Raw genomic sequence first — 25,291 nt, 5'->3', positions numbered from 1 at the left:
GCGTCTCTCCAACGAACGGCCGAGGTGCAATCACTCTAGCCTGCAGCCCCGGATGTGATCCCCTGAGCCTGAAGCCACGCGAAGTAAGATTCTCCGGCCGTCGAAAACGGATGCGGAAAGTGGCGCTGAAGATCCGGGCGGTTTCTGTAGAGCTCCCGCGCGTACTGGGGGATTCTTTCCCCGTTATCGTACTGCGCGTAGTGCCACCATCTTTCGGGGATTCTCGTGTCGGTCCAGCTCGCAACCGCGCGCTTGTACCAGGCCCAGATTTCAAAGACCTCGAAACTGTCTCCGGCATATCGCATCGTCGCGGTATCGCCGACCTCGCCGAGCTTCGTGAAATGATAGAATTTGAGCGGCTCACCGTTCACCTTGATCGCTCCATCGACGTCGACGGTCACACGCCGACGATTGAGATTCCAGCTGGCCACGTTGTAACCGGGGTCGCGAACGATGCCCAACTCGCTGAAGAATGCGGGAGCTAGATCGCACCACTTTTGATCAACAAAAAGGCCGCTCACCGGATCGGAGAAGCAGAACCTGGTAAGGCGATCCTCCCACCATTCTGCAAAGCGGTCGCCTTCAGCGTCGTTGCGGACTGCAAGAAACCCCAGGTTGAAAGTGCCGTGCTTCAACGAGCTGAATTCGTTATCGCGAATGGAGCTTTCGGTAACCGCGGGATCGAGCTGATGCGGCGTAAGAAGCGTCGAGTATCGGTCGAGCCCATCGACGATCGACGTCATCGGGCCAAAAACAGCAACGTCCGGATCGAGGTAGATGACCTTGTCGTACTGTTGCAGCAGCTTGCGAAGCGCTCGCCCCTTCACGGCGGTGCAGGCTTCGACGATGTCGTGCTTGAACAGCCACGCCGGAGTTGCCGACCCGAATAATTCATCGCCCCAAACAATCTCGTCGAATGGTACGGTCTCAGGATCGAAAGTGTATCCGCTCGGTTCGCGATCGGTAATGACCGCACATATGACCCAGTCGGGATGATAGCGTTTTACCGAAGCCGCGAGAACGGCAGCTTTCGCCAGATAGCTGAACGTGAAACTCGTGAAGCAACAGACTGTCATTGGACATCACCGAACAATTCGCGCGCGAAACAACGAAAATCCAAGCTTCCCCGGTGAGGTTCGATTTTCCCCAGGTGTCGTTCGAAGAACCCGTTGTTCAGGTGTTCGAGCAGCTCGTGCTCGTCGGCCAGAACCATTCCTAAAGACTTGTCGGCGGCCATTCTCGCAACATTCCCGGAATCGCGATTGGTGACAACGTAAGCCCCGGCGGCAGCAGCCTCGTAGGCAGCAAAGCAGAACGTTTCAGGACAGAGAGACCAGACGATCGCGTAGTCGATCTCGTGCGCCGCGAGCGCATCGCTCATGGCAGACCGGTCTTCCAGCGAGACGCTGACCTTGACTTGCTCGATCTGAGTTTCACCTATGTCGGCCATTCCGAAATAGTAGAACTGATAGTTCTGATGAGTGCATCCGGCATCGGCGAGCATTTTGAAAACGGGCCACCCCTTGTGCACCGTCGGGCTGCCAATGAAAGCGAACTTAATCGGCTTGGCGGCATCTCGCGCCGGCGCAGGACTGCTCGCCAAGGCGCAATGCGGGTGCACGATCGCCCGTCCCTGAAAAAGATGCGACGACTTTTTCCAGAGATCCAAGGTGGCGTCGGACGGAGACACGACCGTAAATCTCGCGCTCTCGAACATCGCCGTAAATCGGGAAATGTGCTCGCGCCGGCTGTCGCCGTATTTGCAAATCGAACAGGCTTGCGAATCCGGAGACGGCGCACCGCAGTACGTGATGTCGTTCCGCAGCAGGTTGTAGCCCGGACAGACGGAGAAGAAATCGTGCAGCCAAAAATATGTTTGGCTGTCGGGCACGGCATCTGCGAGCGCAAGAACCATCTCAGTCGTGAGACCGTGCATGGCGTGCACGAAAACGGCGGCCTTCGTGAAGCTGGTTGCCACCGGTTCAATGGCCGCGATCAGGTTGGCCGCTGTCGTGACGCCGATCACCTCACCGTTCAAAACCAATCGAACCAACTGACCCGACCAGTTCTCGGAAGCCGCCAAAATCGGCAGCGGTTGAACCGGATGAATATTGAGATATGTGCAGCCGAGAGCTAGGCACTCCTGCTGCTCTTGCCTCACGCACAGCTGAACGCCGCCGATGCCTTCGATGTAATTGTCGTGGCTCAACGAAATCGCGATGCGGCCGTCCGTGCGTTCCGCGGACGATGAAATTGCCTGCGCGAGCGCGGCTGCCGATTTCGGCAGGTATGGCCTCGAAGGAATTGTCCAGGCCGAGACGACTTCCGGCAACGAACGCATCGTCCTCAGATAGCGCGTGCGGAACCCGCCCGGCAAAGTAGGGGCCCGTCCCTCTCGCCTGCCACTTCCGATGTAGTGGTAGAAGGGATTCAAATTCGCGGCAACGACATCGGGGTTCGCCAGCATGTAGTCGCTCGTCGAAAAATCCGCTCGAGGATTTCGTCCCTCACGCCAACCGTTCGTGATGTAATGCGCAATCGGATCGAAATCTTTATTCGCCTCCTTGACGCGTGCGATATCGCGGTTCGTACGGAGGTAGTACTCACAATCGAATTCTTTGGCGATAACCTCATAGATGAGGTCCGACGCCGATCCGGCACTCCGCTTCTTGAGACTTGGCGATAATCCCTTCCTTCTGCCGATCGTCAGGAAATGGAAAAAGGGATTGATCCCAGACGTCGAAACATCCGGGTTTGCCTGAATATAGTATTCGGTCGAGAAATCGGCATTTGGGTCGCGACCCTCTTTCCAACCCATTTCCACATAATGGTCTAGCGCATCGAAGGCGACTGCCGATGCCGCAACCGCGCGAACATCATCGTAGCGATCCAGGTAATAGGTGGTGTCGAATTCCGAGGCTATCACCTCGCGCACGAGGCGCTGGACCGACACCGCATCCGATCCGCCTTGGTCACCGCTGATCGCAGCCGGCTGCAAGTCCACCACGCGACGCCGGTACTTCCGGCGTTTATCGCGCTTTCGCGGATGGCGAATAGCAGCCATCAGCCTCGACCACTTACGCGAACGCTCTAATCCCTGAAAAGTGACCATTACCTGCCCGTTGAATTATGCGCTTAAGTGCGATGGTAGAATGTTCGAAACCAACAGATCGTTTAGGGAAGCTGGCTCCGTCATCAGAGACAGCGGAAGCAAGACGTGCCTTGCGTCGTTCGCGAGCCTTTCAGCCGGAGCGCCGAGGTCGAACGCATAGACCGGGAACCCCGCCGAAAGCGCGATCGACAGCGTGTAGCAATACGTTTCCGGACACACCGACGGCATCAGAACGACATGCGCGTTCTGCCGCTCGAGTATCGAGATCGCCTCGTGTTCTTCGTAGCGTCCCGTAACTTTCAAATTTGGCGGCAACGTTTGGACGTCGAGATCCGTGTATCCGACCACGACGAATTCGAGGGGCAAAGAACGCTGCATTGCGTCCCGCGCGCATTCGAGCAAAACGTTGGAACCTTTGTGCGGACCGATAGCGCCGATGACCGCGACCTTCACGGGGCCGTCCGTATATGTCCGCGCGATCCCGGAATGCGTCTGACGGTCTTCCGGATGCGGCTCGACCCGGATTTCGACATCTGGAAAATACTTGCGCACCCGCCGCCGCGTATCTTCCGAAGGCGCAACGACGCTCCGGCCAGCGATCAGGAACCGGTGATAGATCTCTCGCCAAGCGCGAATGTTTGTCAGGAAAAACCTGTCGGCATCCGGATGAATGTCCCTCAGCCTGTCGGGCTTTGCCAAGAGACAACGATCGCACGCTTCGACGCCAGCCTCGCCGCAATACACTCCGCTCTGATCGATGAGCGTGATCTGCGGACAGATCGCGGTGTAGTCGTGGAGGTGGACGTCATAGGAAACCCCGGTCAAATCTTTCAACCGCCCGAGCTTTTCGAACAGCGAGACGGACCATCCGGCCGTGCTGTGCACCTCGATCCTGGTTACGTTCAACTCGACGAGCAAAGCAGCGAACGACCGCTCGTCGGCATCCAGGTCGAAACTCGGAATGTTAGGCAGGTCGAGGCCCGCCCGGCCCCGGTGCAGCTGAATGCCTTTGCCGCCTTTATCGGGATACGCCGCCAAGATCGCTTCGCCCGATGGCAAGCGCGCGGACCGGTCGCGGAGAAACTTTTCAACGCCCCCACCGAGCGCATGAGTAAAGACCAATGTCAGAGCGGCTGGAGCCTGGCGCAGCATGCGAGCCACATCGAGCTTCGTCCGGTAAATGCGGGCCGGATCACGCTCGATAAACTTGCCGATGACCTTTTGATAATCGGGGTATTTCTTTGTCAGCGTACGGATTGCGTTTCGCTTGAGCGTCTTTTCTCTCGTTCCGAAAGACCCGGATCCGGAATGAAAAACAAAAACGTCTAATGCGTGCTTATTGGAAAATCCTAATTCGCTAACGCGCAGACAGAAGTCATTCTCCTCGCCATACCCAACCCCAAACAATTCGAAATCGAAATAACCGGCGCTATCGAGTGCAGCGCGGGTGATATACATGCAAAATCCCACGCCCGTCGGCACTTCGAGAGATCGGCCCTTGTTCACGACGGCGGCCAATTGATCCAATTCCGCGAATTCGATTTCCAGAGCCGCGGGATTGGAAGCGCAGAACGTGGGATAGCTGCAAATCTCGCCATTGTTGGTGAATGGCGTCACCGTCCCGACCTTGGCTCCATTCGCATGACCGCGAAGCCGGTCGATCCAGTGATTGAAAACCAACGTGTCGCTGTTGAGGATGATGACGTCCCGGTTCGATCGGCTCATCCCGCGATTGATCGTTTTTACGAAACCGAGATTAACGTCGTTCTCGATGAGCGTGATGAGCCCCATGACGCTAAGGCGAGTGAGCGCCTCGCTGAGCCTCTCGTCCGGCGAAGCATCGTTGATGACCACCAGCTCAAACGCCGTTTGGTTCGCGCTCGAGAGCACCGACGCAATGCAGGCCAACGTATCGGAATATCCCTTGAACACCGGGATGACGACATCGACGACCGCGGCACCGCTGGCCTGTTCCGCGCGTCCGCCCTTGGTGCTGAGGATCTCCTCGAAGACGCTCCACGCCGGCTCCTTGGGAGAATAGGCCGGTCCCGCAGACGAATTGTTCGCTTGCCGGAGAAAATGCTTCAGGAGCGCGCCGCCCGCAGCACTGATATCCGGATTTGAAAGGCGATAAGCCGCCGGGTCGAACTTCTGCGACGGCCTTCGATTCCCCTTCTCTCCGACGCGGATGTAGTGAAGCAGCGGATTGAGACCGCTGGCATACACGTCAGGATTGGCTTTCAAGTAGTAAACCGTATCGAACGCGCGGTTGGGTTTGCGCCCCTCGAAAGCCCCGCACAAAATGTAGTGGGCCACGGGTTCAATTCTGGAAGCGCGGACATCGTCGTATTGTTGCAAATACCAATCGCGGTCGAAGAGACCGGACCGCTCCAAAGTTCTGCATGTCTTCGCGAGTTTGCTCTTGCCGAACTTCCGAGCCAGCGTTCCAAGCGCGCTTCGCCGCCGGACTGCGAGGTTACTCTTCAGCACGTACTGCATCAAAGTCGATGCTTTGAAGTCGGATAGGCGAAGCTCCTCGGAGAGGGAACTCCGCTCAATTTGCGAAAGCGCAGACCGATTTTCGTGGCTGGGAAATGTCAGCCGAGGACTACCCTCATCGTCGCCCCTCACAATAGAATTCCCACCCTCAGTTTATCGGATCAACCGCGCTGACCTCTATTAGGCGGTTGCCTGCGTAATTGCCTTCAGGTCGTCATCACTGCAAAGGACCTCGGGCACATACCGGCGTCCATATAACTTTGGGGGAAACGGCGAGTTTGATCGCCGTCAAATCCGGCTACGCAGCACGCGCGCCGTCTCAATTAGCTAATTGGAATTGCCGATGTCCGCCCCCACGGACCGTGTCCCCGGGGAAAAGAACTAAACACGCAACCACAAAGCGTCAACGATCAATTCCGTCCTCTCAAGAACGACGCTTCTTCAAATCGCATTCGTGTTTGAATTGCATCATTCGACGGTCTATGCGCGGCCGGAATCCGAACGGTTGTATCTAGGAAGCTTGCATGGCAGACACGTGCGAATTCCGGCATGTGAGATCGAAGAACCAAAGCGCGTCGGCCGGGAAGGCGGCAGAGATTCTGAATCGACTCGCACTCCCGTGGGGGCCGTGGAACAGAATATTGGGCGCAACAAATAAATAACCCGCCGATTGTCAGGCCACCGGCTGCGTGTCTTTTTATTTCGAAAAGCCTTGCGTGTGACTTTGGAAGGATCAGCTCTTGGCGATCCATTCCTTCCGGCGGGCGAACGAAGTTATTGATGTTGGTGGTGAGCCCGGTTGGGATCGAACCAACGACCCTCTGATTAAAAGTTTCGGGTTCTATCTTTTACAGGTTTGTCCGGGGTTTCCTGCAGATGTAAAACCATTAGGAACATCAGCCACTTGATTGCCTACGGTTGTCTGTGCCACATTGCGCTTCCCTTCGGCCCTGCTTACTGGGTGATTACTGGGAGACGGCGATGGCCAGAGGACGGATCAGTAAACGGACAGTCGATGCAATCCGGCCGCACGGGACCGACGTGTACCTGTGGGATGACCAGCTGCGCGGTTTCGGGCTCAAAGTTACGCCCTCCGGGAGCAAGACCTTCGTCGTGCAATATCGGTTGAACGGCCGCATCGGTCGGACGCGGAGGGTCAAGATTGGGACGCTCGGTGCGCTGACGGCAGACCAGGCGCGCGCCCAAGCCAAGAAGCTGTTGGGCAGTATCGCGACGGGCGGAGACCCGGCTGAAGAGCGAACAAGGCTCAGGGCCCAGATGTCGCTGGGCGTCGTCGTCGACCTCTTTCTCGAACAGCACGTCGACGCCAAACTCAAGGCCACGAGCGCCGCAGAGTATCACCGCCTGTTGCGACTGCACGTACCGCCAGCGCTCCGGTCACGCGCCCTCGTTGACGTGCAAAGGTCCGATATCGCCAAGCTTCATCTAAGCCTGCGCGATAAGCCCTATCAGGCCAACCGGCTGCTGGCGGTGCTGTCGAAAGTTTTCAGTTGGGCGGACTTGCACGGGCTCCGCAGCGAAGTCACCAATCCCTGTCGTCACATCGACAGGTTCCGCGAGCGCAAACGCCAGCGGTTTCTGACCGAACCCGAAATCGCACGACTGGGCAATGCCCTCGCCAAGGCCGAGCGCGATCGTATGGCGTCCCCCTGGGCCATCGCCGCCATCTGGCTCCTCATTCTAACCGGCGCGCGCCTCAGCGAGATTCGCACGTTGCGGTGGTCGGACGTCGACCTGACCCGCCGTCGGCTCATGTTGCCGGACAGCAAAACCGACGAAAAGATGATCCACCTGAGCGGCGGCGCGATTGACGTCTTGCGGAGCCTTCCGCGCCAGGACAACAATCCCTATGTGATCTGCGGCGACAAAGCCAAGGCGTGTCTCGTCAATCTGCAAAAGCCGTGGCGGCGCATCAGACACCTGGCGGGTTTGGATGATGTCCGCATCCATGACCTGAGACACACATTTGCATCCGTGGCCGCAGCGCAAGGCGTCTCGCTGCAAATGATCGGCGGCCTGCTGGGGCACGCAAACCCGGCAACCACCGCGCGCTATGCCCACCTTGCCGACGAGAAATTGGCGGAAACGAACGATGAAATCGGGGCTTCCATTGCTACATCGCTTCAAATAGCGCAGCCGCGCCAGGAGACCTAAATGCCGTTCGCTGAATTCGCTGATCCGCATTTGGACTTGTGCGTCGCGGCCGCCCGGGCCCTGTTCAGGCCAGCGCCAACTCCGGACCGGGACCTACGTCCCAGAACGCCCAGGTCAGGATATAACGGCAGCCCCTCTTGCCCTGCTGCACAGCGTCCTGCGATTCAAGACGTCGCGCGTGCTTTCCTTGCCGCTTACGAGAAGCTCAGGCTTACAGCGRCAATCCTGCTGATCGACGCAACCGATCCAAGTGTTTCCTCCGAGGTCTTGGATGCGCTCATCGCCGAACTCTGGGCGCAAAAATCGCAGGTCCGGTACGCGAAGGGTTGGAAACCGAAGGTCAAGGGAGAAGCAATACCGATTGATGCGGAGCTTTGGAGCAGAGCCACCCAGGCGTTACATATAGCCAAGAGGTATGTTCCAATCGCTAAAAGCCTCACACGTCGGGAGCGATATCCCGGAGCGGTCGGCAATGCGCGGAAGCGCGACGAGCGGGCTGCAGAGGCGGTCAATCGCGCAGAAGCCATAATTGTCAATGGGTCGAACATCAACTTCACGCAGCTCGCGACGAAAGTCCGATCGGCTGCAGCGCGAGATCCGCACAGTAAGCTCATTGGGAAGCATGGCAATTCCCTCTGCCTGCGCAAGATCCGCGAATATCTCATTTCCGCTTACGAAGCCGGCAGACTGACAGGCTTTTCGCCAGGACGTGTGTTCAACCACAAAAAGCCAAAAAAACACTCGTGAGGTGTGCCCCGGCTCTCGCGTAGAATCCTCCTCATAAGACTGAAGGAAGGATGCATGCGCGAAAATCTGTCCGTTATTGAAGCGGCTGAAGCTCTCGGTATCTCGCGGAGTTACCTTAACAAGTTGCGCTGCACGGGGGGCGGTCCGCATTACGCAAAGGTGGGCCGGCGCGTCATTTATTCCAGCGACGAATTGGATGCGTGGCTCGCCTCACGTCGCCGTAGATCGACCAGCGACAGCGGGACCTAAAAGCTCAATAAACAACGCGTATTGCCAAGTGTGTGGCGTGCGAGAGTGGAAAAATCGGGTCCGACAACCGGCTCCTGCATTTGCGGAAACTTTATACAGGTGTGCAGATGAATAAGCAGGCTTTTACAAAACAAGACATCGCGAAAGCACTTGCCAATCTTCAGCGTCTTGGACTCGTAGAACCCACGGGTGAGTACCGGAAAGGTGAACCCGTTTTCAGGACGACCCGCCTGTCAAACGAGCTTGAAGCGAAAGAGCCCAACAAGGCCAATTTCTGGGAGGCGGCCGAGCGTCTCGCAGCAAAGAAGCAGAAATAGCCGAGCTGTAGGCGAAAAGAGATTCATCGTCTCGCCAGCGCTTTGCCGTTCGCATTTTAGCGGCAATGTTTTGTGACTCGGATGGGACAATTGACAATCCCTCGGATCATCTTAGCCAGAGGGGATATGCCCGCGCACTTTATCAACCAGCGCGGGCATCTAGCCGAATTGGACGGACACAGGTCAATAGCAAAGCGGGCTTTGACTTTGCGTGACTTTATAGGTTCGGCCGACAGGCCTGGCTCGCAGGTCGGCGGCCGAATTAGGATGCGAAGGCACGCGCGCGGCGACTCCTTTGACGAGATCAGATCGGGCTCAGGGTGGGCTTCGAAATTTCAATCACTGCTGAACATGAATCAACTTTGAAAACGCCTGAGCATCTTCCCGAAGTGTTTTGACATTAACACCCCGTCATAGGTCATCCGAGCGGGCCTAAAAAAGCATTCGCGTGCCCGCAATGGGAATCCCGCCCTATATCATTGAGCTGATTTTGGATCACCGCCCCAAGAACTCTCAGGCGTCGCGGCAATTTATAACCGTCATACCTATCTCAGTGAGCAACCCAAAGCCCTCGAAGTATGGGCGGAAAAAGTTGAGTGCGAACTCGGAGGCCATCTGTTCACAGCTGAACAAACGAAATTGGAGGTGGACTAAAGTCAAACTATATAGTTTTCACAATTATACGAACAGCCCATTTTGATAAAGAATCGGCTTAAGGCACGCGGCACGCTGCCAAACAAACCAATCTAACAATTTGAATACTCCAACCGTTCGGTTGCCGGATCCACGAGCTTTTTGATCCCTGGCCGGCTAAGCCCGCGCGCTTCCATTTTATCTCATACCTCATTGCAAAAGGACTGACTGACTATGGAAAAATCATTTTACATCACTCTCGAAAAACAAGACTCCGGCCCACTTGATCGCAAAGCTCGAAAAATTCCAATTTCTGCTGACAGCATATGGATTTCTGTCAGTGAAAACGATCGCTTGCAACGGGCCGAAGGCTGGCAAACGCGAAAACTTTCCCTCTCCGCATTCACGCAACAGATGCTTACGCACGCCGAGGTTCACGACAAAAAAGCTGCAAAAGCATTTCTGCCGGGCGCCATTCAGGGCGATAGGCGGAAAAAAGCGGCCGTCTGCGAACTCTCGGCCGTCGTTCTTGATCTGGATAAGGGCGAAACCTTCGAACGCATTCGCGAAACGCTGCAATCAAAGAACTATTACGCAATTGTTTATTCGACGCATTCGCATATGACCTCGGAAACGCCAATCAAACTCGATGATTACCGGAGCTTTTCGGGAACTTTCGATGTCAGCGTAGAAGGCGCGCGGCAATTTCTCTTGGACAAACGTCACTATCGGAAGACGTTTGTTGACGAAATAGAGATCGTCGCACCGGCAACCGCGACAGCCAACGGACCCGTTTGTATTGTCCGACACGCACCGCTTCCCAAATATCGCATCGTGCTGCCCCTTAAATCTCCCCTCCGGCGCATCGAATTTATGAAAGTGGGAGGCGACGAAGCTCAGTTCGACGCCATTTGGAAGGCACGGTATGCTGCCGTCGCAAATTCCCTGGGTGTGCAGTGGGACGTTTCCTGCAGTGATGTTGCGAGAGCGTTCTTTTACCCGTCATGCCGGCCCGGAGCCGAAAGGTTTTCTGAGGTCCTTCCAGGCGACCTTCTGGACCTCAATGATTTCGCCATCGAGCAGCCGGTGTCGAAATCCACACACTCTCTCAACACGCCGCGTCGCGATTTGAACTTTACCCATCAGGGCGTCAATTTGCGGGCCTGGATCGGACAGTATGACTCGACGTTTCGAATAGAGACCGCTCTGCGCCAGCGCGCGCCCAGCCATATCTTCCGCTCTCCGCGCGCGGGAGAATCCGGCGTGCACATCATATGCCCGTTTGAAGACGAGCATAGCGAGACAGGAGGAAACGGCACATTTGTCATCAACGCTGGCGAGAATGGGCAGCGCAGCTTCGGCATCCATTGCTCTCATGACCATTGCTTGACGGATCGCGGGAACGGCACGGCAGTGGACCGGTTGGTTTTTGTCCAGAAGATGCTGGAGACGGCTTGGATCACGACCGACGATTTGCTGAGTCCCGACTTGGGCGGCGGTCCAATTTCGGCGCGGGTCTTCCATGAAATGCGGAGAGATCGCTCCTTTTCTGACGACCTTTGGGTTGTAGATCGGGAAGGCGCGGGCATGGATGTCGGCATCTTCCATGCCAACGCTGGCGTAAAAACAGGACAGTTCGATTTTACCCGGCTCAACACTCTGTGCGGGACACAAATCGGAAGCGACATCACCGCGGCGCAGATGGCCGAGTTCATCTCATCGGGCAGGGTCACCGTCAGCAATCTGATGGAGTGCTGCGCGCGCGCAAAAAACTTGGAAGCCGAGCCCTACATGACCGCATTAGCCGACCTGGCCAGAAAGAAGACGACGGGCGAGCTATCCGCGCGGGACATTGATGACAGCCTTGCCGAGATCCAAAAAAAATTCAACGCCAAACGAAGGGCTGTAGAAGAGGATTTCAAAAGAGCTAAGTCTTTGGTTAGCGCCAAATCTTTTGCGGGAAGCTTAGGTCTTTTGTCGCCCGCCGAGGCGGCACTCATCAACCCGCACCGGGACTACGTGCGCGATTTTGCCAAAATCAACACGGGCGGCAAGGGCATGATGATGAATCTTCGCCAGCCCGACCTTTCCAAGGCGCTCATGGGACGCGATGATTTTGAATTTCTTTACCGCAAAGATTGGATTCAAATCGGGAAGGATATCATCTATCCCGCAAGATGTTTCCTCGCAAAACCGCCAAAGAACGCTCAAGAATACCTTGGAGGCCTCGTTTTCAAGCCATCAGGCACGGTGGCGGCGGACGAATACAACCTCTTTCGCGGCATGCTGGTGGAGCCTGATGCCTCAGGCTCATGCTCGTTGCTGCACGAACTGATTTGTGAAGTTTGGGCCCAGAACGATGCGTCGGTCGCCGAATGGGTGCTTGAATGGCTGATGCACATCATCGCCTGCCCCGGCGAGCGCGTGGACACTTGCATTGCAGTGCGCGGCGAACCCGGCGACGGCAAGAGTATCGTCTTTGCAAAATTGCTGAGCAGCATTTTGGGCGACATGGTTTTGAGAGTCGCGAATCACAAGATGATCTTGGGCGACTTCAACGAGGCACTGGTCGGCAAGCTTGCTATCGTGCTGGAAGAGGCCGCCTTCGCGGGCGACAAAAATGCCTTCGACAAGATGAAGGAACTCATCACCGGCGACAAAGTGCTGATCAATCCCAAATTCAAAGCGCCGATAACGGTCGACAACTATGCCCGGCTCGTTGTGATCTCAAATCACGACCACTTCCTGCACATCAAACCGGGTGATCGCAGATACACCGTCCTTGAAACGTCGTCCGCATGGCGCGGCACGGACAAGTTTGAGCATCTTCTTGATCAGTGGAATAACAAAGGAGGCGCCGAACGTTTCGTCTACGAGGCCCTCAATCATTCATTCCGGCGCATAGGCGGGAGCGAACAGTTGCTTATCAATACCAACGTCAAGACCGATGCGGCGGTGCGGCAGATGGCTTTGTCGCGTTCCGCGCTTGAGAAATGTATCGTTGATCTTCTTGTGCGCGGAGATTTCAGGACCCTCAAGGGAGACGAGGTTCCGGTCGGCGGGGAGGCGTCATTCGGTTTTGATCGCTGGCGCGACGATATCCCGCTGAAAATGCAATCACAGCGCCTGGAACAGTATGTTCGATTGTGGCTTCGTGATTTTGATCCAAGCGCGACACGGCACGACTGCGCTCTGCACACGATCATCAAAACACTCCACCATTATGTCGGGGCGACAGGCGAAAGCCGGCCGAAGGCGCCGTCCGATGCTGACGGGCGTCGCGCTCAACTCCCGACCATGCGCCAGTTGCCTCCGCGCCGCGATGCCCTAAACCACGCGCGCAAAGCCGGTTTGATAACCGAAGAGGAATATTCCGTGGCGCTGCAGACGAAAGATACTCTCCCCCCCGTTGCCCCGGCGCCCCTCCTCCACGAAGAGCCCTTTGGGCGCTTGCAAACGTCGGTTGCCAATAACAACCCATTGCCGTTCCGATTCAGGGCAGCGGGAACGGAGTAACGGGCGAGCGCGAGGAGTTACCCATTGTCGCGCCTGTCTCACCTTGACTCTCGCATTCTGAGAGCATTACCGGGGCGCGCAATTCCGCACGTGCGCCTCCTAATGCCCAAAAGGTCGGAGCGAACCGGCCAACAACATCATGAGTTGTGTCAATATGCTGTTTCCCGATGTTTCGGTCCCGCAAAATATCATTGGCGATCGCGCCGTCTCATTCATCAAAAAACGAAAATGCACTGTTACTAATTGCAATCGCACCTATTATTTGATATAATATCGGCGATATTTCGGAGTAGCCTTGAGCGGCTGAAATATCATCTCTTGATAATTGAAAATTAAATCCGAGACCCGAGTCAAAACCATTTTGGCGCGGAACAGCGGATGTTGTATTTATGGAAATCGTATAAAATGAGTAATGAAAGTGTATTCCGTATGAAGGTGTTTGGCCTTTGGACTGCAACAGGAGTTATCAGCCTCGACGCCAAGACACGTCGACGGTTGTTGACAGGGAAAGGCGTGAAGCTGACTAATTTACCCGACGCATCGGCTCTCTGGAAATCGTCCATATTCGAGGGAAGCGGCTTCGAGCAAAATTTTGTCATTGAGTTTGGGGGAAACACGGCGCGAGTTGCCCCTCGTCCTCGGCCCGACGCGACAGATTTGTCCGAAAAGTTTGATTCAGCACTTGTCTGTATTCACCGTCAGTTCGCGGTGTTAGGTGCGAAGACTTCTCAGCCCATTGAAACCAGCAAGATTGAAATCGAAGTTCACACCCTAAAAATGGCAGAATTGGCGGTGTCGTTATCCGAAATACGCTACGATGGACGGGAGATGCAAGTCGAAGAAGCGACGAATCATGTGAGTCACATTATATATCTGGATCGCGACGCTGGATGTTTTGCGCTTGAGGCGAAGAAGTTCGGCCAAGGCGTGATCTTGAAAGTCGGCGCGCATCTTTTCCCGAGCTCTCCGGCACATGGCAACTGCACAATACACTGATTGGGTTCACAGCGTCTCGCCGTAGTCTTAGGGCTTTGCCTGTTCGCGGCAGGCTTCCGGGACACGGAATGGGAAATTGCCATTCTGTTGCATTCTTAGCGAGAAGCAGACATGAGCAGGCTTTTCCCGACTGCAAGGATACTCATACAGGGCGAACCCAGCGTGTCCGTGGTTTCGGTGGGTGATTAGGTGGGTGATGCGAAGCGCATGACGACTGCCGGGACAGACCAATTCGATTTCGTCTGGGCTTTGGCTCAATGCGGTCGAGCCACTGTGCCGATCCACGGCGCCTTTTTGAGCGTGGGGTTCGCTTGTCTCGGCTTGTCTCACCTTAAAACTCAGAATCTAAGAGAAGTCGTGGCGCGCGCAAGTCTGTGCGCGCATCTGTGTTTTTTTGACGCTTCGCCCACCTCAAAGGCGAGACAAACGCAGGCGTGCCCGGGCGATTGGCCTCGTTCGGTGAAGCCGGAACGCCGCTCTCAGCGGTGGGGCAGCGAGCAGCAAGCCAAGGTCGGCGGCGGGCGATTGCTTCCAGCTCAAGGTCGGTTGGGGAGTTGACACGTCAGCGCATTTGTAAAAGCGTGCCAATCCTCCCGAACATCACTCGCTAAATTCATTTTTTTTCCGACTGCAGGAACAAAAAGGCCGAGTTCCTCTATGACTCGCCGCATGCCTGCCGATTGGGAGCACACTCCTCCGCGATGCAGACGCGTGTACGAAGACGATCACTGGATCGAATACATCCGCGCCGATAAAGCTCGGCTAGCCCGTACGATCGCCAGATACGAGGAAATCACGCCGCTGGTCTCAAGCCGCAACGTAGAGGTAGCTAGGAAGCGCTTCGGCAGAGCATCACAATAGTTATACTTGGTCTCCCAAACGCCCGTCGCATCAGTCCGCCATGTCGGGGTGAAAACTCCCTCCAAGATTATCAAAACCTCTATTTTTGTGCGGCTCTCAATCGCTCTCCGGCTCACTGCGGAACCCTGCAGGATTTGGGCTTTACCCATGACGAGTTGCTGCGCTCAACCGGCAGTGACCCCGCGTATCAGGCCACAATGCGAACCTCATTGCGGAACCTAAACTCCCAAGAAGTCGTCACCGCGATCATCGCCGATGAACCAGTCGCCAAAAATCTTGCCGAATTAACGGGCTGCGAAGATGTTGCGAAGATCGGCGATATCAAGCTGCCAACGAAGCTGTCCCCTTTGACGCCGACACAGAAGGACCAAAGGTCAACGGCCAAGAAAGCTCGCGAGAACCTCATCGGAGGAGCGGCTAGTTGCCAACCAGATCTCTTTCTAAAGGAAAATAGTTGGGAATCCGCCGCCCAAGACAGCAAAGGGACTGCTAAGGGGGAGGAGACCTCCACTTGCTGCGTGACCTTCCACAAACGCGTCACGGATCACAAGCCGGAGCAGTTTCGCTCAGTGAACCTTCTGCTGCCGCAGTTCATCAAGGCTCTGAGACAACAATCCAAGGCACAGTTGGAGACGAAGGAAGAGCAATATCTGTTCAATCCAGCTACCTTCAACGGACGCGAAGGGGAATCCTTCCGGACTCAAGCTTCGTTCGCAAGCTCGTCGGCGATGGTCTTGGATTTTGATGATGGAAACCTCAGCCCGGAGCGGTTCAAGGGCATTTTCTGGAATGACCCGACCGGACCCCTGCGCACGTCCTTTATCATCTGCAACAGCTTCTCACGGAGCCCAAACGGCCAAACAAGTTCCGGGTGATCCTGCCCTACTGCAAGCCAGCACAATCAATTGCCGAGCATCAGGCGGTTTACGACAGCATCGTTGCCCGGCTTGAAGAGTCAGGCTTCACGCAGGCGTCAGCAAAATTAGACCCGGCTTGCCGCTCTGGCGTTCAATCATTCTACTTGCCCTGCACCAACCGCGCCTATCCAGAATGGGCTTTCTTTGAAACCTTCGGCACGGACCAGAAAGATTTCGCCCGACATGCCTTGAACCCGCAATTCATAGCGAAGGTGATACCTGTGCCGGGACAAGATGACATAAGGGCAAGTAAAGGCTCCGCACTCACGTCGGCTGCTATATCTAAAATTACGGCTCCACTGTTGGGCATGACTGAGGGGCGTCACGAGGAACTTCATAAGGTCGTATGGCGGTTGAAAGCTGGTGGTGTGACGGACACCGAAGTTTGGCTGCATTTGCCTTATCCCAATGAAGCCCACATACGCAAAAAAGTCCGGGCAAGTCTGAACTCATGGCGACGCGAGGCCGTTAAAACAGCTTCACCCGCATGTCGGCAAAGCAGTTGAGCGTGTTTGCGGGGACATGGAGAAGTTAGTCGCGTCAAGAAGGGGAGCGAAGGTTCGCTCCCTACCAACCTTTGGCGAAGTCTGTCTCGCTAAAAAGGGGGGATGCGGCCATGCCCACCCTAGCAAATGGAAAGTCTAAGCCCGAAAGTGCGACCCAGCGCTTATTCCTCCAGGTGCTTCCGCTCGCAACCGTCGCCGAGCCTGCGGGTCACGGATCAATTCAGGTCTCTTGCTGACTTGTAATTCGTTATTATGAATACGCTCCTTTTTCTTGAAGATTCCAATATTGAATGAAGACGAGAATCCCCCGTCCTTTGAATGTGAAACTCTTCGCTCTCTCCACTAAGTCAGTGAGATGGAGCCGTGACTGCGTTTAAGCTCTTCGCAATGACAACTAAAGTTTTCCCGGTTTCGCGGCGGCCTCCCTCCTCTGATGAGCGCTTAGGATAGGGCCTTCGGCCAAACCTTACCCCCTTTTCCCAGGCGCTCCCTGCCATCCGACGTGCGTTTTGGATCAGACTACGCTCAAGTTCACGTCGTCGCCTAGCAAGTGAACACCATCGCACTCTTGCAATCACGATAACGGCGTACCAATATCCTGTTCAGCATCAAGACAGTCCGTCAGGACTGACCAACCTGTCTCTTTGCAGGTGGTGACCGCGATTTGCGGGATGTGGTCCGGAAAGCCGGACAAACAAAGGGAGGCGCGCCTCCTGAGAATCGGGAGGTTTTTCATGTATGAAACTGCGCCTGCAAAATCCTCAAATTACTCCGTTCAGCGTCGCACTCTGCTCAAGTTTCTACCCGCCGCTGTTGCGGGCTCCGCGTTGCCAAGGACTGCTTCCGCCGCTTCGTCGGAGCCAGTCGGCGTATCGGAAATCCAGGCGAGCTTGCTCAGCCTGTGGGACGGGCCTCAAAGGCAATCCTCAGCGTTCATCCGACCAAGCAGCATAGATGCCGTCAACGGGATGATCGCAGGCTGTTACGCTGCCTTTGTGAGCCTTTGGCGGGCTGGTTGCCCTGCACCAGATAATCTGGAGCAACAACATCAGAGCTTCTATGAGGAGAGCAAACGATTTGGCCGGATCAATGTGGAAGTTACCTTCCGACGAACGACCGGCTTCTTCCAGTACCAATGTTTGGTGGAGCACTGCTATTTGCTCTTGGGCCGGGACGAATTTGATAGCGGCAACATGATCGGGTTTCTTCGTCAGACCTGCCCGCAGTTCGGACAACGGTTTGTGATCTACAAGCCCTACAATGACCGCTCTGGATATCTGATCGGCACCTCAGATGGGTTCGTTCCCAAGAAGAAGCAGAGCGTTTGCATCGGCGATTTCAAAGCCGAACGCTTTCCCGATTTCTTTGAGCTTCTTAGAGAAGATGGAAGTCCGATTGAGGTTGAGAAAATCCGGTTTCCGTATCGTCGCTGCTATATCAGGGAAGAACTGGAATATTAGCGGAGGCGGCGAGACCTCCCGGGGGGGCAACACCCGACAAATTGTGCAGGGCTCGCTCTGAGTGCCTTGTCGTTAAATCGCAAAGTCGTCCTGCTTCTTGCCCTTCTTCAGGTATGCCCGAAGCCAATCGGGCTTCCGACCTCGGCCGGTCCAGGTTTGTGAAGGGTCATCGGGGTTGGCGTATCTCGCGGCCCCTTTGCTCTTGGCTTTACCGCGAACGCCGAAAAGCTCGCTTACGGAGAATCCGTGCGCTTGAGCCAGAGCAGAAACTTTATGTTTTATCTCAGCTTTGCCTTTGGCCCGCGCCGACTCCATCGCGGCTTTGATCTTTGATTCCAGGGCCACAAGCTCTTTCAAGCTCATCGTTTCAATTTTGGCCATCTCAGGCTCCTCCAGGAGAATGAACATGGCCCCACGGCCTAAAGCGGCGATGACAAATGTCAATTTGAATGGGGAGATTCAACTGGAAAGCTCTATGCTTTTCATCTGTCCGATTAATTGATCATTGTAAATTGGTCCGTCCGCTCCGACGTGCACACGTCTATGGCAGTTCGGGCAGAGCGCAATAACATGAGCGGGGTGATCCGGCCCACCATCGCTCACACGACGCAGATGATGCGGGTCAAGGTAGGGAGTTCCATCGGGACGTTGAAACGGTGCGTCTGCGGAACAACCCTCACAGCGTCCCTTAGCTCGTGCCAGCACGTAGCGACGAATATCCCTGCTGCGCTGATAAACGTTCCGCGTTGAAGACGTCCCATCCTTCGGAACAGCCGCGCTGGCAAGGGCGCGTTGGCGAAGGGCGTCCAGGTCCTGACCATTGTGAGCGTCTTCCGATACATCAGGCTCAGCAACAAGCGCATTCAGATGGCGAAGTTCAAAGACAATTGCGTTCCGAATATTTCCCTCACGGTCCGGAGCGGGCTCCGCATGAAATCCTTCGCAGACCATTTCTCCTTAAAATCGCAGACCTTTGTTCGTCTTGCGGAAAAGGAGCAAACTTTTTCCCGCAGCAGAATGCTCGAAAATCGCTTTGTTGCCCGCTCTGAATGCCATGTCGCCCATCTGCCCTTCGCCGAAATATTCAAAGACGCCGTCAGGGCGATACCAGTCATTGTAACCGTGCTCAGCCCCACTTTCTCCAGTGATCAAGATGACGATGGGGTGATTAGCCGGTGTGACTATCCCTCCTTGTTGTTGACCGCCAAAGCGGGCGTGGATATCGTTGCGACGATGATACGTTCGGCCAACTTCAAAAGGTCCTTCCAACTCCTAGCTCCCCAGAATTAGAACGCGATGTCTTAGACAAAAAGCGAAGTGCACCAGTTTCTTGCCGGTCTGCTTGGCCAACTGGGGGAGACCCGCGAGCACTTTTTTCCAACCAGTCCTTGAAAAGGACGGCAGCACTAACCTACTAACCATCATGCATCAAGATCGGGGTGTTCCCCGAGCCAACCTGTCAACCCCTGACAAGGTGGTTCCGTATGAAGCGAGATGCGGCCTATAGGGCAAACATAAGGGGAGGACAGCGGGCCTCCTAATCTAAGGGAGGCAGGTCATGACCAACATAGTCCGGCTGTCGCTAAGTTCCCCCAACTCAATCATCCCTGAAAGCGAAGTTTGCATTCAGCGGTTGGCGTCCGTTCTGGATGCCGCCGTTTTAGATTATGAGTTGGACAATGAGGGACTCATCTACGCTAACGAAGGGCTTGAAAGTCCTGTAGTCGTTTCGCTGGAACACAATAAAAAGCTAATCTCCTTCGCTGCTTCTGCTGAAATGGACGTTGCGTCCAGCATTAGCGTTCTCTCGCGTTGCAATCAGGCGAACAGTTCAATTTGGTTGGTTCGGTTTTGCTGGATGCCACCGGAGCTATGGGGTTTTTATTCGTTGCCGTATGATGGCTGCGTTGATGTGAAACACGTCGTGAAGACCCTTAGGAGATTTGCGGCCTCATTCGCAGAGGGAGTAAAAATCTGCAAAATGGCTGAAGCTGAATTTGTGCTGAAGATTTAGTCACACGAGGAGGGCGGGACCAATGAGCAGTAGGCCACCAAGTGCATACAAATGGCCCAAGCCAGCTAAGCTAAAGCCGCCAAAAAAAATGCGGACTTATCGCTCGCCTTCTCCCCGCGCGCACCGCACACGCAAAGGTCCCACAATAATGGACGCGCTCGCGTCTGCCTGGGCAAGTGACGCCGCCACAACTCACACGGACAGACTTTACAAATATTGGAAGTATAAAATAGTTCTCTGGCTGATCGTTTCTATCTTCGCAATTTCATTGTTTGCAGTTTCAGCGGCTTTGCAAAAATGATGGCACCGGGGGTAAATGGACCAACTTTATGTGACACTGACATGGGCACAACAATATAGCGCTATCCTTTCGGTGATCGGCTCTTTTAGCATTGCTGTGGGAACGTTTTCGGCCGCGTTGATCACAGCCAACCGATATCTCAGATTATATCAGACACATGTCTCCATGGAGTTTTTCCGGCGTTATGCCGACATTTCACAACGTATGCCCGATCAGCTTCGCCTTGCCAAAGTTCGCCGAGACGTTACGTGCGAAGTGCGTGAAGACGATTGGGCGCGGATTGATCGCGCAATGATTGATTACATAAATCTCTGCAGCGAAGAGTACGCTCTGCGGAAAGAAAAACGCATACCTGACGAGATATGGAAAATATGGTGCAATGGCATCAGAGAAAATTTTGAGACGCCTATCTGGCGCGAAGCTTGGACACGCGTACAGATTGAATACCGGAGCTATGAAGATTTCTGCAATTTTATGAGCAACATCATGAAGACGGCCGCTGCTACTTCTGCTGCAATGGAAAAGCGCTGAGGAGCTATAGTCCAAAGAAAGGCATCTGCAATGTCCACCAATCAACCGCCACCCTTTCCCAGAGAGCTACTGTCAAAGGCGAGCGAAATCACCCGCATGCTAAATGCACTTGCAAATGAAATGGGCACTGATTTGGACGTGTTGGACGACGAAGCGCAGGCCGCCCTCCTGAAGCGCGCGCTTGAATTACGTCGCCATTTCAAGAGCCGTGCAGAACGATTTCAAGCGTACTGGATTGCTGACAGCGACTGAGCAACCGGTCATGCCTAAGCACTCCGCATTATTCCTCGCGTGCTCAACGCGACGTGTTCTTTCTGAATCTTCGGTCCTCTGAACGGAGTAAATCGCCCGTTCACGCTTAAAGCTCCACTTCTCTGAGAAACAAAAAGGAGGCGAGACAGTCCCGGCCAACGACTATTTTGCAGCATGCAACGAATTTGGCCCTGTCACGCCCCGGTGACTGCGATGGTGGTGACGATGATCGTGATGACGGTGATGGTACCGATAGCTTCGGGGATGGTATTCCCTAACCACCCAGGGGTCGTCAGCATAAAGACTAGGATCGGGATAGAAAAAGTGCGCCAGTTGAATCCGATCCTCGGTTGAAGATCGGGCCTGCAAAGGATCAGCCGAATAGACATAAGCCTGAGCGGCTCCAGCCGCTACGGCGTACCCGACGAAAGTTACGACGGTCCCAATTAAAACTCTAAATTTAGTATCCATGGTGGTCCCCTTGAGCAGCCCGGTGCGACGACTCCGTGCTCAGCAAACCCCGCGTTGCAGCGCGTCGTTCCTATCTGATCCAAGCGCCGTCACCTCCTCACCGCTGGCGCGTGTTCGCGAAACCCTCCAGCGTCTTGCCCTTCGTTAGGTTCGCCACATGAACGTGAAGTAGCCTTTGTGACTGTCCATCACCGGAACGAGCCCGTTCTGGCGTGCATCAGCCCTCACTGTGACATTCAAGGAAAATCGCTGGTTTGTCGGCCTACTTGCGCCGTTTGGCGTGCCACCACTGCGACGGTGAACGATTGTCTTTCAAGCAAGTGGAGAAGATTTTTGCGCCCGTCCTGGATGTCCATACCCGCGTGCCAAGCGCCAGTCTGTTATACCAAAGACAGGGCAGCTGTTAGATACACTAAAAAGCCCGCAGTTCCGATCATCATCACCAGCCACATCAGGAATAGCAGTGATATACCCAATCCTGAACGCGGCGATTTTTGTGGACTGTGTTCGTCTATAGCCATGTCACACGTCTGATCAGGCTGGACGCAATCACCCATCGCCCGGAAGGGAGCAAGGGGTTGAGAACACTATCATCAACCTAGATGATCAGTATGAAGTTCCGTTGCCGCTAGCCGTGTTCCCGGCCGTCAGGCGCTTGTAAGGTGTTGGCGATGTTGTCGGTTGGTGCTTTTCCCGTTCAGCTTTGGGCGAAACGAAAGACGCGCTCCTGTGCGAACAGGTTTCGCGGTTAGTGCGGAAAACCAGAGGAACGCGCCAGAAGCCAGTGACAGCGTCCTGGACACACTTGCTCCCCGGTAGCGCGGGCCTGTTTTTAGGTGAGACACCCCCCACCACATAGAGCTATGGAAGAGCGGCATTCAGCTCGCGACGAAACAGAACTGGACTCTTCGGACCGTTGGAGTTCGCCTCGCGTGTCGGTTCTATGATTTGTTGCTTGTGGCCACGATCTTTCCGCCCGACAGAACGCCCTTTATCGCCCCGTGCTGTGCCATGTCCCATGCAGTGACAGGATAGACGGAGTCTGCGCCGTGCTTAGCAGCTTCAACGAGGATTGCTTCGGGCACGCCGTGTTGAGCAAGATAGTTGCGATAAATTTCCCACGTCTGCTGGTGTGAAAAGCGCATTATTTCGCTTTGGACAGGGGTGATAGGAAATGTGTAATGGAACCCGAAATAGGCGTTGGCCTCGGCGAACGATTGAGGTGAAGCCACTGCCAGCAGAATACAAGCGCTGCTACATTGACCGACGATGATGACCGTCGTTTTGTGAAGTTCAAAATAGTTGGCTAAATCAATCGCGGGTGCAATCAGTCCGCCGGGACTTGTTATTTGCACAGCATCTATCGGCCCACTTGTTGCGTTTAATCTTTCGAAATCACGCATCAGATGAGGCCCCAGAGTGCCTGAGATAATTGCGTTGCCGTTGCCCGTCCTGACTATTGTGGCATCAGTATAATTTTCTGCTGCCGATAGCATCCGGTAGGTATCCGGTGCTTGCAGCAAAAAGGAACAAAGCATAACAGCTTCAAAGAACATAACCGTTACACCAAGCACGAAGACCAATCCGGCGAACCGCGAGGCACTTAGACGACCCGGATGCTTCCAAGCCTTTAGCGCCAGTATAGCGCCCACAACAGCTAACAGTGCCGTTGCCGTTGTTATTGCTAAGATCGCTGAAGGAAGGCCAAACTGCTCATGCAAAGCGTCTAGAAGCTCAGGTCTGTTGAACACAAACAGGATTGTTATCCCGGCGACGAAAGTGACTAAGCCCAACAGAAAGTAAGGTCGCGATATCTCTGGCTTTGTCGGATTTGTTTCCAAGAACTTGGAAGCAAGAATCCATTCCGGCATCCCTTCAGTCCAAAGGTGCGACTGAGGTGGGATAGCGCCAGATGATACTTGCAGGCGAAACGCGTCATCACTCAATTGATGAACTTGGCCATCTTCAAGAACGTACCAAGTCATGAGACTGATTTCATCAAAATCGCTATTGCGATTATCAAGCAAAGGCCGACGGCCGTCAGAATTCTTTGCATTGTGTTGTTCTCGCGATGAAGGACAACATTTCGACCCTTATCCCAGCTTGTAGCCCCTTTCTCCTTCAGCCTCTTAAACGCCACTGACATTGTGACGAGCGCAACGATAGGGATTCCGAATCCAAGGCCGAACACCAATACCTTGATTTCTCTCAGCAAGCCTTCGCGAATTCCTATGGTCTCATTCCGCGCATTGAGGACTTTGATTCCAAAAATAGCTTTCCCGACAGACGATCCCGTTCCGCCGACTACAAACCCTCCAACGACTGCGGCCAGCAGACAGCTAAGTATCATGTTCACAAGCAGTGCATGGGGCTTCACAATGAAGTTGAAAAACTCGTCTGCAGAAATGGGTGCCATTGCATACCAAGCGAAGCCGAAGAAAAAAAATCCGATCAGCCCGTGTATTGTTGTGTCCAGCACACGAGCGCCGTAGCGACGCCAGATGGCGGAAGTCTCCGCCGGATTGTCACTCCATGCCGACCCGGTTTTGCGATTTGACTTGGCGCTATCGGGAGCAGACGAAATTGGTGGGGGAGCAGCAGGAATAGCGGGAGTCGCGGACTGCATCGGGATTAGAGACGACAACGTCACCCAGCCTGGATCCCCCTCGCGCCATACAAATGTCTGCGGTTCTATGAAACCGGCTCCCAGAAGTTCTAAAAGACGTGACCATGTGAACGGACCAGTTGACACCTGACCGTCGTGGTAAAACCACCGCGCTTCCATGCCCCAATCCCCGATAAAATCCTAAATCTATAGGTCTAGAAAATTACCCCTCAGAATGATGATATCTGAGCCCGCAGAAAATAAAAGTTGGGGCGCGCTCGCAACTGAGGAGGACACAGTTCCTGCGTTGCGCGCGCGGATAGTTATGAAGCCAACCCACAAAGACGGCGTCCTCTCTTCCCGAGATTTGGTTGCTATGAAATCTTTGATAAATCTTCTGCGCCACTCGGTAAGTTGAGTAAGGCTCGCTATTCTTTCACTCGTTCTCTTCCCATCTTGCTCTGCAATAGTTGCTCAATCTCTGAGCTGCATTAGGAACGCCAATGGCCGTTACCGGTGCAGCGGAAGAGCGCTTGGCCCATATTGATTCGCAGAAACAAGCGTGTAAAAACCTGCGCTATCAGCCCGCCATATGGATCAACGTTGATTTTGGCGTCGCGCAATTCAAAGGCGTCTAATTTGCTATTGCAGCGCACAAACGATTTTTGAAAGGTTGAGGGAACCCAGCCAGTGACTGGTAAATCTTCGCAAGCGAGGAAGAACCCGCTGCTCTGCGAATGCACGAACATGTGCTGTCGGAAGGCAGCGCGTGTAACACTGGAGGAAACACGCCGAAGGTGTGGGAGTCCCGGGACCAACCGCGACTTCAGCCGGTGCCGTAAACTCACTCGTTTTGAGCAGGAATTCCGAACGCCGAAGATCGTCTGAGACGGCGCTATTCGTGGTGTATTCCCGGCGTCAGCATTTTAGGACAGACAGGAAAGTTTGTCGGCACCGAGTTCGGGGTGTCTCGCGCCCATCAACATGATGAGACTCAGGGGGACACCGGGGCCAAACCGATTTGGTCCTGATCCTCTTACGTCACAAGCCAGCGCCGCTACGGCCTTCTCAGAGCAAAGTTCTGTGAGCGGGAAAATGTTCGATAATGTTCATTGAGCGGGGAAAGTTT

21 protein-coding genes and 2 riboswitches are annotated in these 25,291 nt (G+C 54.7%); of the genes, 13 read left to right on the top strand and 8 right to left on the bottom strand.

Annotation, left to right across the window (positions count from 1 at the left end; translation table 11 throughout):
* Window positions 1–35 precede the first annotated feature (35 nt).
* The 3 genes from AC1DK3_RS19180 to AC1DK3_RS19170 all read right to left on the bottom strand — a co-directional run bounded on the left by AC1DK3_RS19180 (window position 36) and on the right by AC1DK3_RS19170 (window position 5,602).
* Window positions 36–1,076, bottom strand: a complete 1,041-nt coding sequence (locus tag AC1DK3_RS19180) for a glycosyltransferase family protein (RefSeq protein ID WP_477193843.1) — start codon at window positions 1,074–1,076, stop codon at window positions 36–38.
* Window positions 1,073–3,064 (bottom strand): glycosyltransferase family protein, encoded by a 1,992-nt coding sequence (locus AC1DK3_RS19175; RefSeq protein ID WP_477193842.1) that lies wholly within the window; start codon window positions 3,062–3,064, stop codon window positions 1,073–1,075. The genes AC1DK3_RS19180 and AC1DK3_RS19175 overlap by 4 nt, the downstream gene beginning before the upstream one ends.
* Before the next feature lie 63 nt (window positions 3,065–3,127).
* Window positions 3,128–5,602, bottom strand: coding sequence for a glycosyltransferase family 2 protein (locus AC1DK3_RS19170; protein WP_477193841.1), 2,475 nt, complete (start codon window positions 5,600–5,602; stop codon window positions 3,128–3,130).
* A gap of 990 nt (window positions 5,603–6,592) precedes the next feature.
* Between AC1DK3_RS19170 and AC1DK3_RS19165 the strand changes: the two genes are divergently transcribed.
* From AC1DK3_RS19165 to AC1DK3_RS19125, 9 genes are all read left to right on the top strand, one after another.
* Window positions 6,593–7,786: a tyrosine-type recombinase/integrase gene (locus tag AC1DK3_RS19165; RefSeq protein WP_477193840.1), complete on the top strand. Its 1,194-nt coding sequence runs from the start codon at window positions 6,593–6,595 to the stop codon at window positions 7,784–7,786.
* Window positions 7,787–8,533 carry a hypothetical protein gene (locus tag AC1DK3_RS19160; protein ID WP_477193839.1) on the top strand — a complete coding sequence of 249 codons (747 nt, stop codon included), beginning with the start codon at window positions 7,787–7,789 and terminating at the stop codon, window positions 8,531–8,533.
* A 54-nt stretch (window positions 8,534–8,587) separates the two neighbouring features.
* Window positions 8,588–8,782: a helix-turn-helix transcriptional regulator gene (locus tag AC1DK3_RS19155; RefSeq protein WP_477193838.1), complete on the top strand. Its 195-nt coding sequence runs from the start codon at window positions 8,588–8,590 to the stop codon at window positions 8,780–8,782.
* A 107-nt stretch (window positions 8,783–8,889) separates the two neighbouring features.
* Window positions 8,890–9,099 carry a hypothetical protein gene (locus AC1DK3_RS19150; RefSeq protein WP_477193837.1) on the top strand — a complete coding sequence of 70 codons (210 nt, stop codon included), beginning with the start codon at window positions 8,890–8,892 and terminating at the stop codon, window positions 9,097–9,099.
* A gap of 867 nt (window positions 9,100–9,966) precedes the next feature.
* Entirely contained in the window at window positions 9,967–13,248 is a 3,282-nt protein-coding gene (locus AC1DK3_RS19145; RefSeq protein WP_477193836.1) for a primase-helicase family protein, read from the top strand.
* A gap of 405 nt (window positions 13,249–13,653) precedes the next feature.
* The gene (locus AC1DK3_RS19140; protein ID WP_477193835.1) at window positions 13,654–14,244 is read left to right on the top strand and encodes a hypothetical protein; all 591 of its coding nucleotides are present in this window, start codon (window positions 13,654–13,656) and stop codon (window positions 14,242–14,244) included.
* A 995-nt stretch (window positions 14,245–15,239) separates the two neighbouring features.
* Window positions 15,240–15,980, top strand: a complete 741-nt coding sequence (locus AC1DK3_RS19135; RefSeq protein WP_477193834.1) for a hypothetical protein — start codon at window positions 15,240–15,242, stop codon at window positions 15,978–15,980.
* On the top strand, window positions 15,977–16,528 hold the full coding sequence (locus AC1DK3_RS19130; RefSeq protein WP_477193833.1) for a hypothetical protein: 552 nt from the start codon (window positions 15,977–15,979) through the stop codon (window positions 16,526–16,528). Before AC1DK3_RS19135 ends, AC1DK3_RS19130 begins: the two co-directional genes overlap by 4 nt.
* A gap of 600 nt (window positions 16,529–17,128) precedes the next feature.
* Window positions 17,129–17,236: riboswitch (SAM-I-IV-variant riboswitch) on the top strand.
* 26 nt (window positions 17,237–17,262) lie between these two features.
* Complete coding sequence (locus tag AC1DK3_RS19125) at window positions 17,263–17,988, top strand: hypothetical protein (RefSeq protein ID WP_477193832.1); 726 nt, start codon at window positions 17,263–17,265, stop codon at window positions 17,986–17,988.
* A gap of 72 nt (window positions 17,989–18,060) precedes the next feature.
* Here AC1DK3_RS19125 and AC1DK3_RS19120 read toward each other — a convergent pair whose 3' ends face one another.
* The 3 genes from AC1DK3_RS19120 to AC1DK3_RS19110 form a co-directional block, all read right to left on the bottom strand.
* Window positions 18,061–18,369: an H-NS histone family protein gene (locus AC1DK3_RS19120; RefSeq protein ID WP_477193831.1), complete on the bottom strand. Its 309-nt coding sequence runs from the start codon at window positions 18,367–18,369 to the stop codon at window positions 18,061–18,063.
* A 78-nt stretch (window positions 18,370–18,447) separates the two neighbouring features.
* Complete coding sequence (locus AC1DK3_RS19115; protein WP_477193830.1) at window positions 18,448–18,939, bottom strand: HNH endonuclease; 492 nt, start codon at window positions 18,937–18,939, stop codon at window positions 18,448–18,450.
* 6 nt (window positions 18,940–18,945) lie between these two features.
* The gene (locus AC1DK3_RS19110) at window positions 18,946–19,257 is read right to left on the bottom strand and encodes an SRA domain-containing endonuclease (protein ID WP_477193829.1); all 312 of its coding nucleotides are present in this window, start codon (window positions 19,255–19,257) and stop codon (window positions 18,946–18,948) included.
* A gap of 151 nt (window positions 19,258–19,408) precedes the next feature.
* Window positions 19,409–19,514, top strand: a riboswitch (SAM-I-IV-variant riboswitch).
* A 32-nt stretch (window positions 19,515–19,546) separates the two neighbouring features.
* Between AC1DK3_RS19110 and AC1DK3_RS19105 the strand changes: the two genes are divergently transcribed.
* From AC1DK3_RS19105 to AC1DK3_RS19095, 3 genes are all read left to right on the top strand, one after another.
* Entirely contained in the window at window positions 19,547–20,002 is a 456-nt protein-coding gene (locus AC1DK3_RS19105; RefSeq protein ID WP_477193828.1) for a type III secretion system chaperone family protein, read from the top strand.
* 316 nt (window positions 20,003–20,318) lie between these two features.
* A complete protein-coding gene (locus AC1DK3_RS19100) occupies window positions 20,319–20,834 on the top strand; it encodes a hypothetical protein (protein ID WP_477193827.1) in 516 nt (171 codons plus the stop codon).
* A gap of 30 nt (window positions 20,835–20,864) precedes the next feature.
* A complete protein-coding gene (locus AC1DK3_RS19095) occupies window positions 20,865–21,086 on the top strand; it encodes a hypothetical protein (protein ID WP_477193826.1) in 222 nt (73 codons plus the stop codon).
* Window positions 21,087–22,498: 1,412 nt separating this feature from the next.
* On the opposite strand, the gene AC1DK3_RS19090 is transcribed toward AC1DK3_RS19095, so the two are convergent.
* Both AC1DK3_RS19090 and AC1DK3_RS19085 read right to left on the bottom strand, forming a co-directional pair.
* Window positions 22,499–23,542 (bottom strand): GYF domain-containing protein, encoded by a 1,044-nt coding sequence (locus tag AC1DK3_RS19090; RefSeq protein WP_477193825.1) that lies wholly within the window; start codon window positions 23,540–23,542, stop codon window positions 22,499–22,501.
* Window positions 23,539–24,342, bottom strand: coding sequence for an RDD family protein (locus AC1DK3_RS19085; RefSeq protein ID WP_477193824.1), 804 nt, complete (start codon window positions 24,340–24,342; stop codon window positions 23,539–23,541). Before AC1DK3_RS19085 ends, AC1DK3_RS19090 begins: the two co-directional genes overlap by 4 nt.
* A gap of 323 nt (window positions 24,343–24,665) precedes the next feature.
* Here AC1DK3_RS19085 and AC1DK3_RS19080 point away from each other — a divergent pair, with 323 nt between their 5' ends.
* Window positions 24,666–24,800, top strand: coding sequence for a hypothetical protein (locus AC1DK3_RS19080; protein ID WP_477193823.1), 135 nt, complete (start codon window positions 24,666–24,668; stop codon window positions 24,798–24,800).
* The last annotated feature ends 491 nt before the right edge of the window (window positions 24,801–25,291 follow it).

The organism is Hyphomicrobium sp. 01T421, assembly GCF_056398805.1.
The sequence above is the reverse complement of the archived record's forward strand: the minus strand, read 5'-3'. Positions and strand labels throughout refer to the sequence as shown.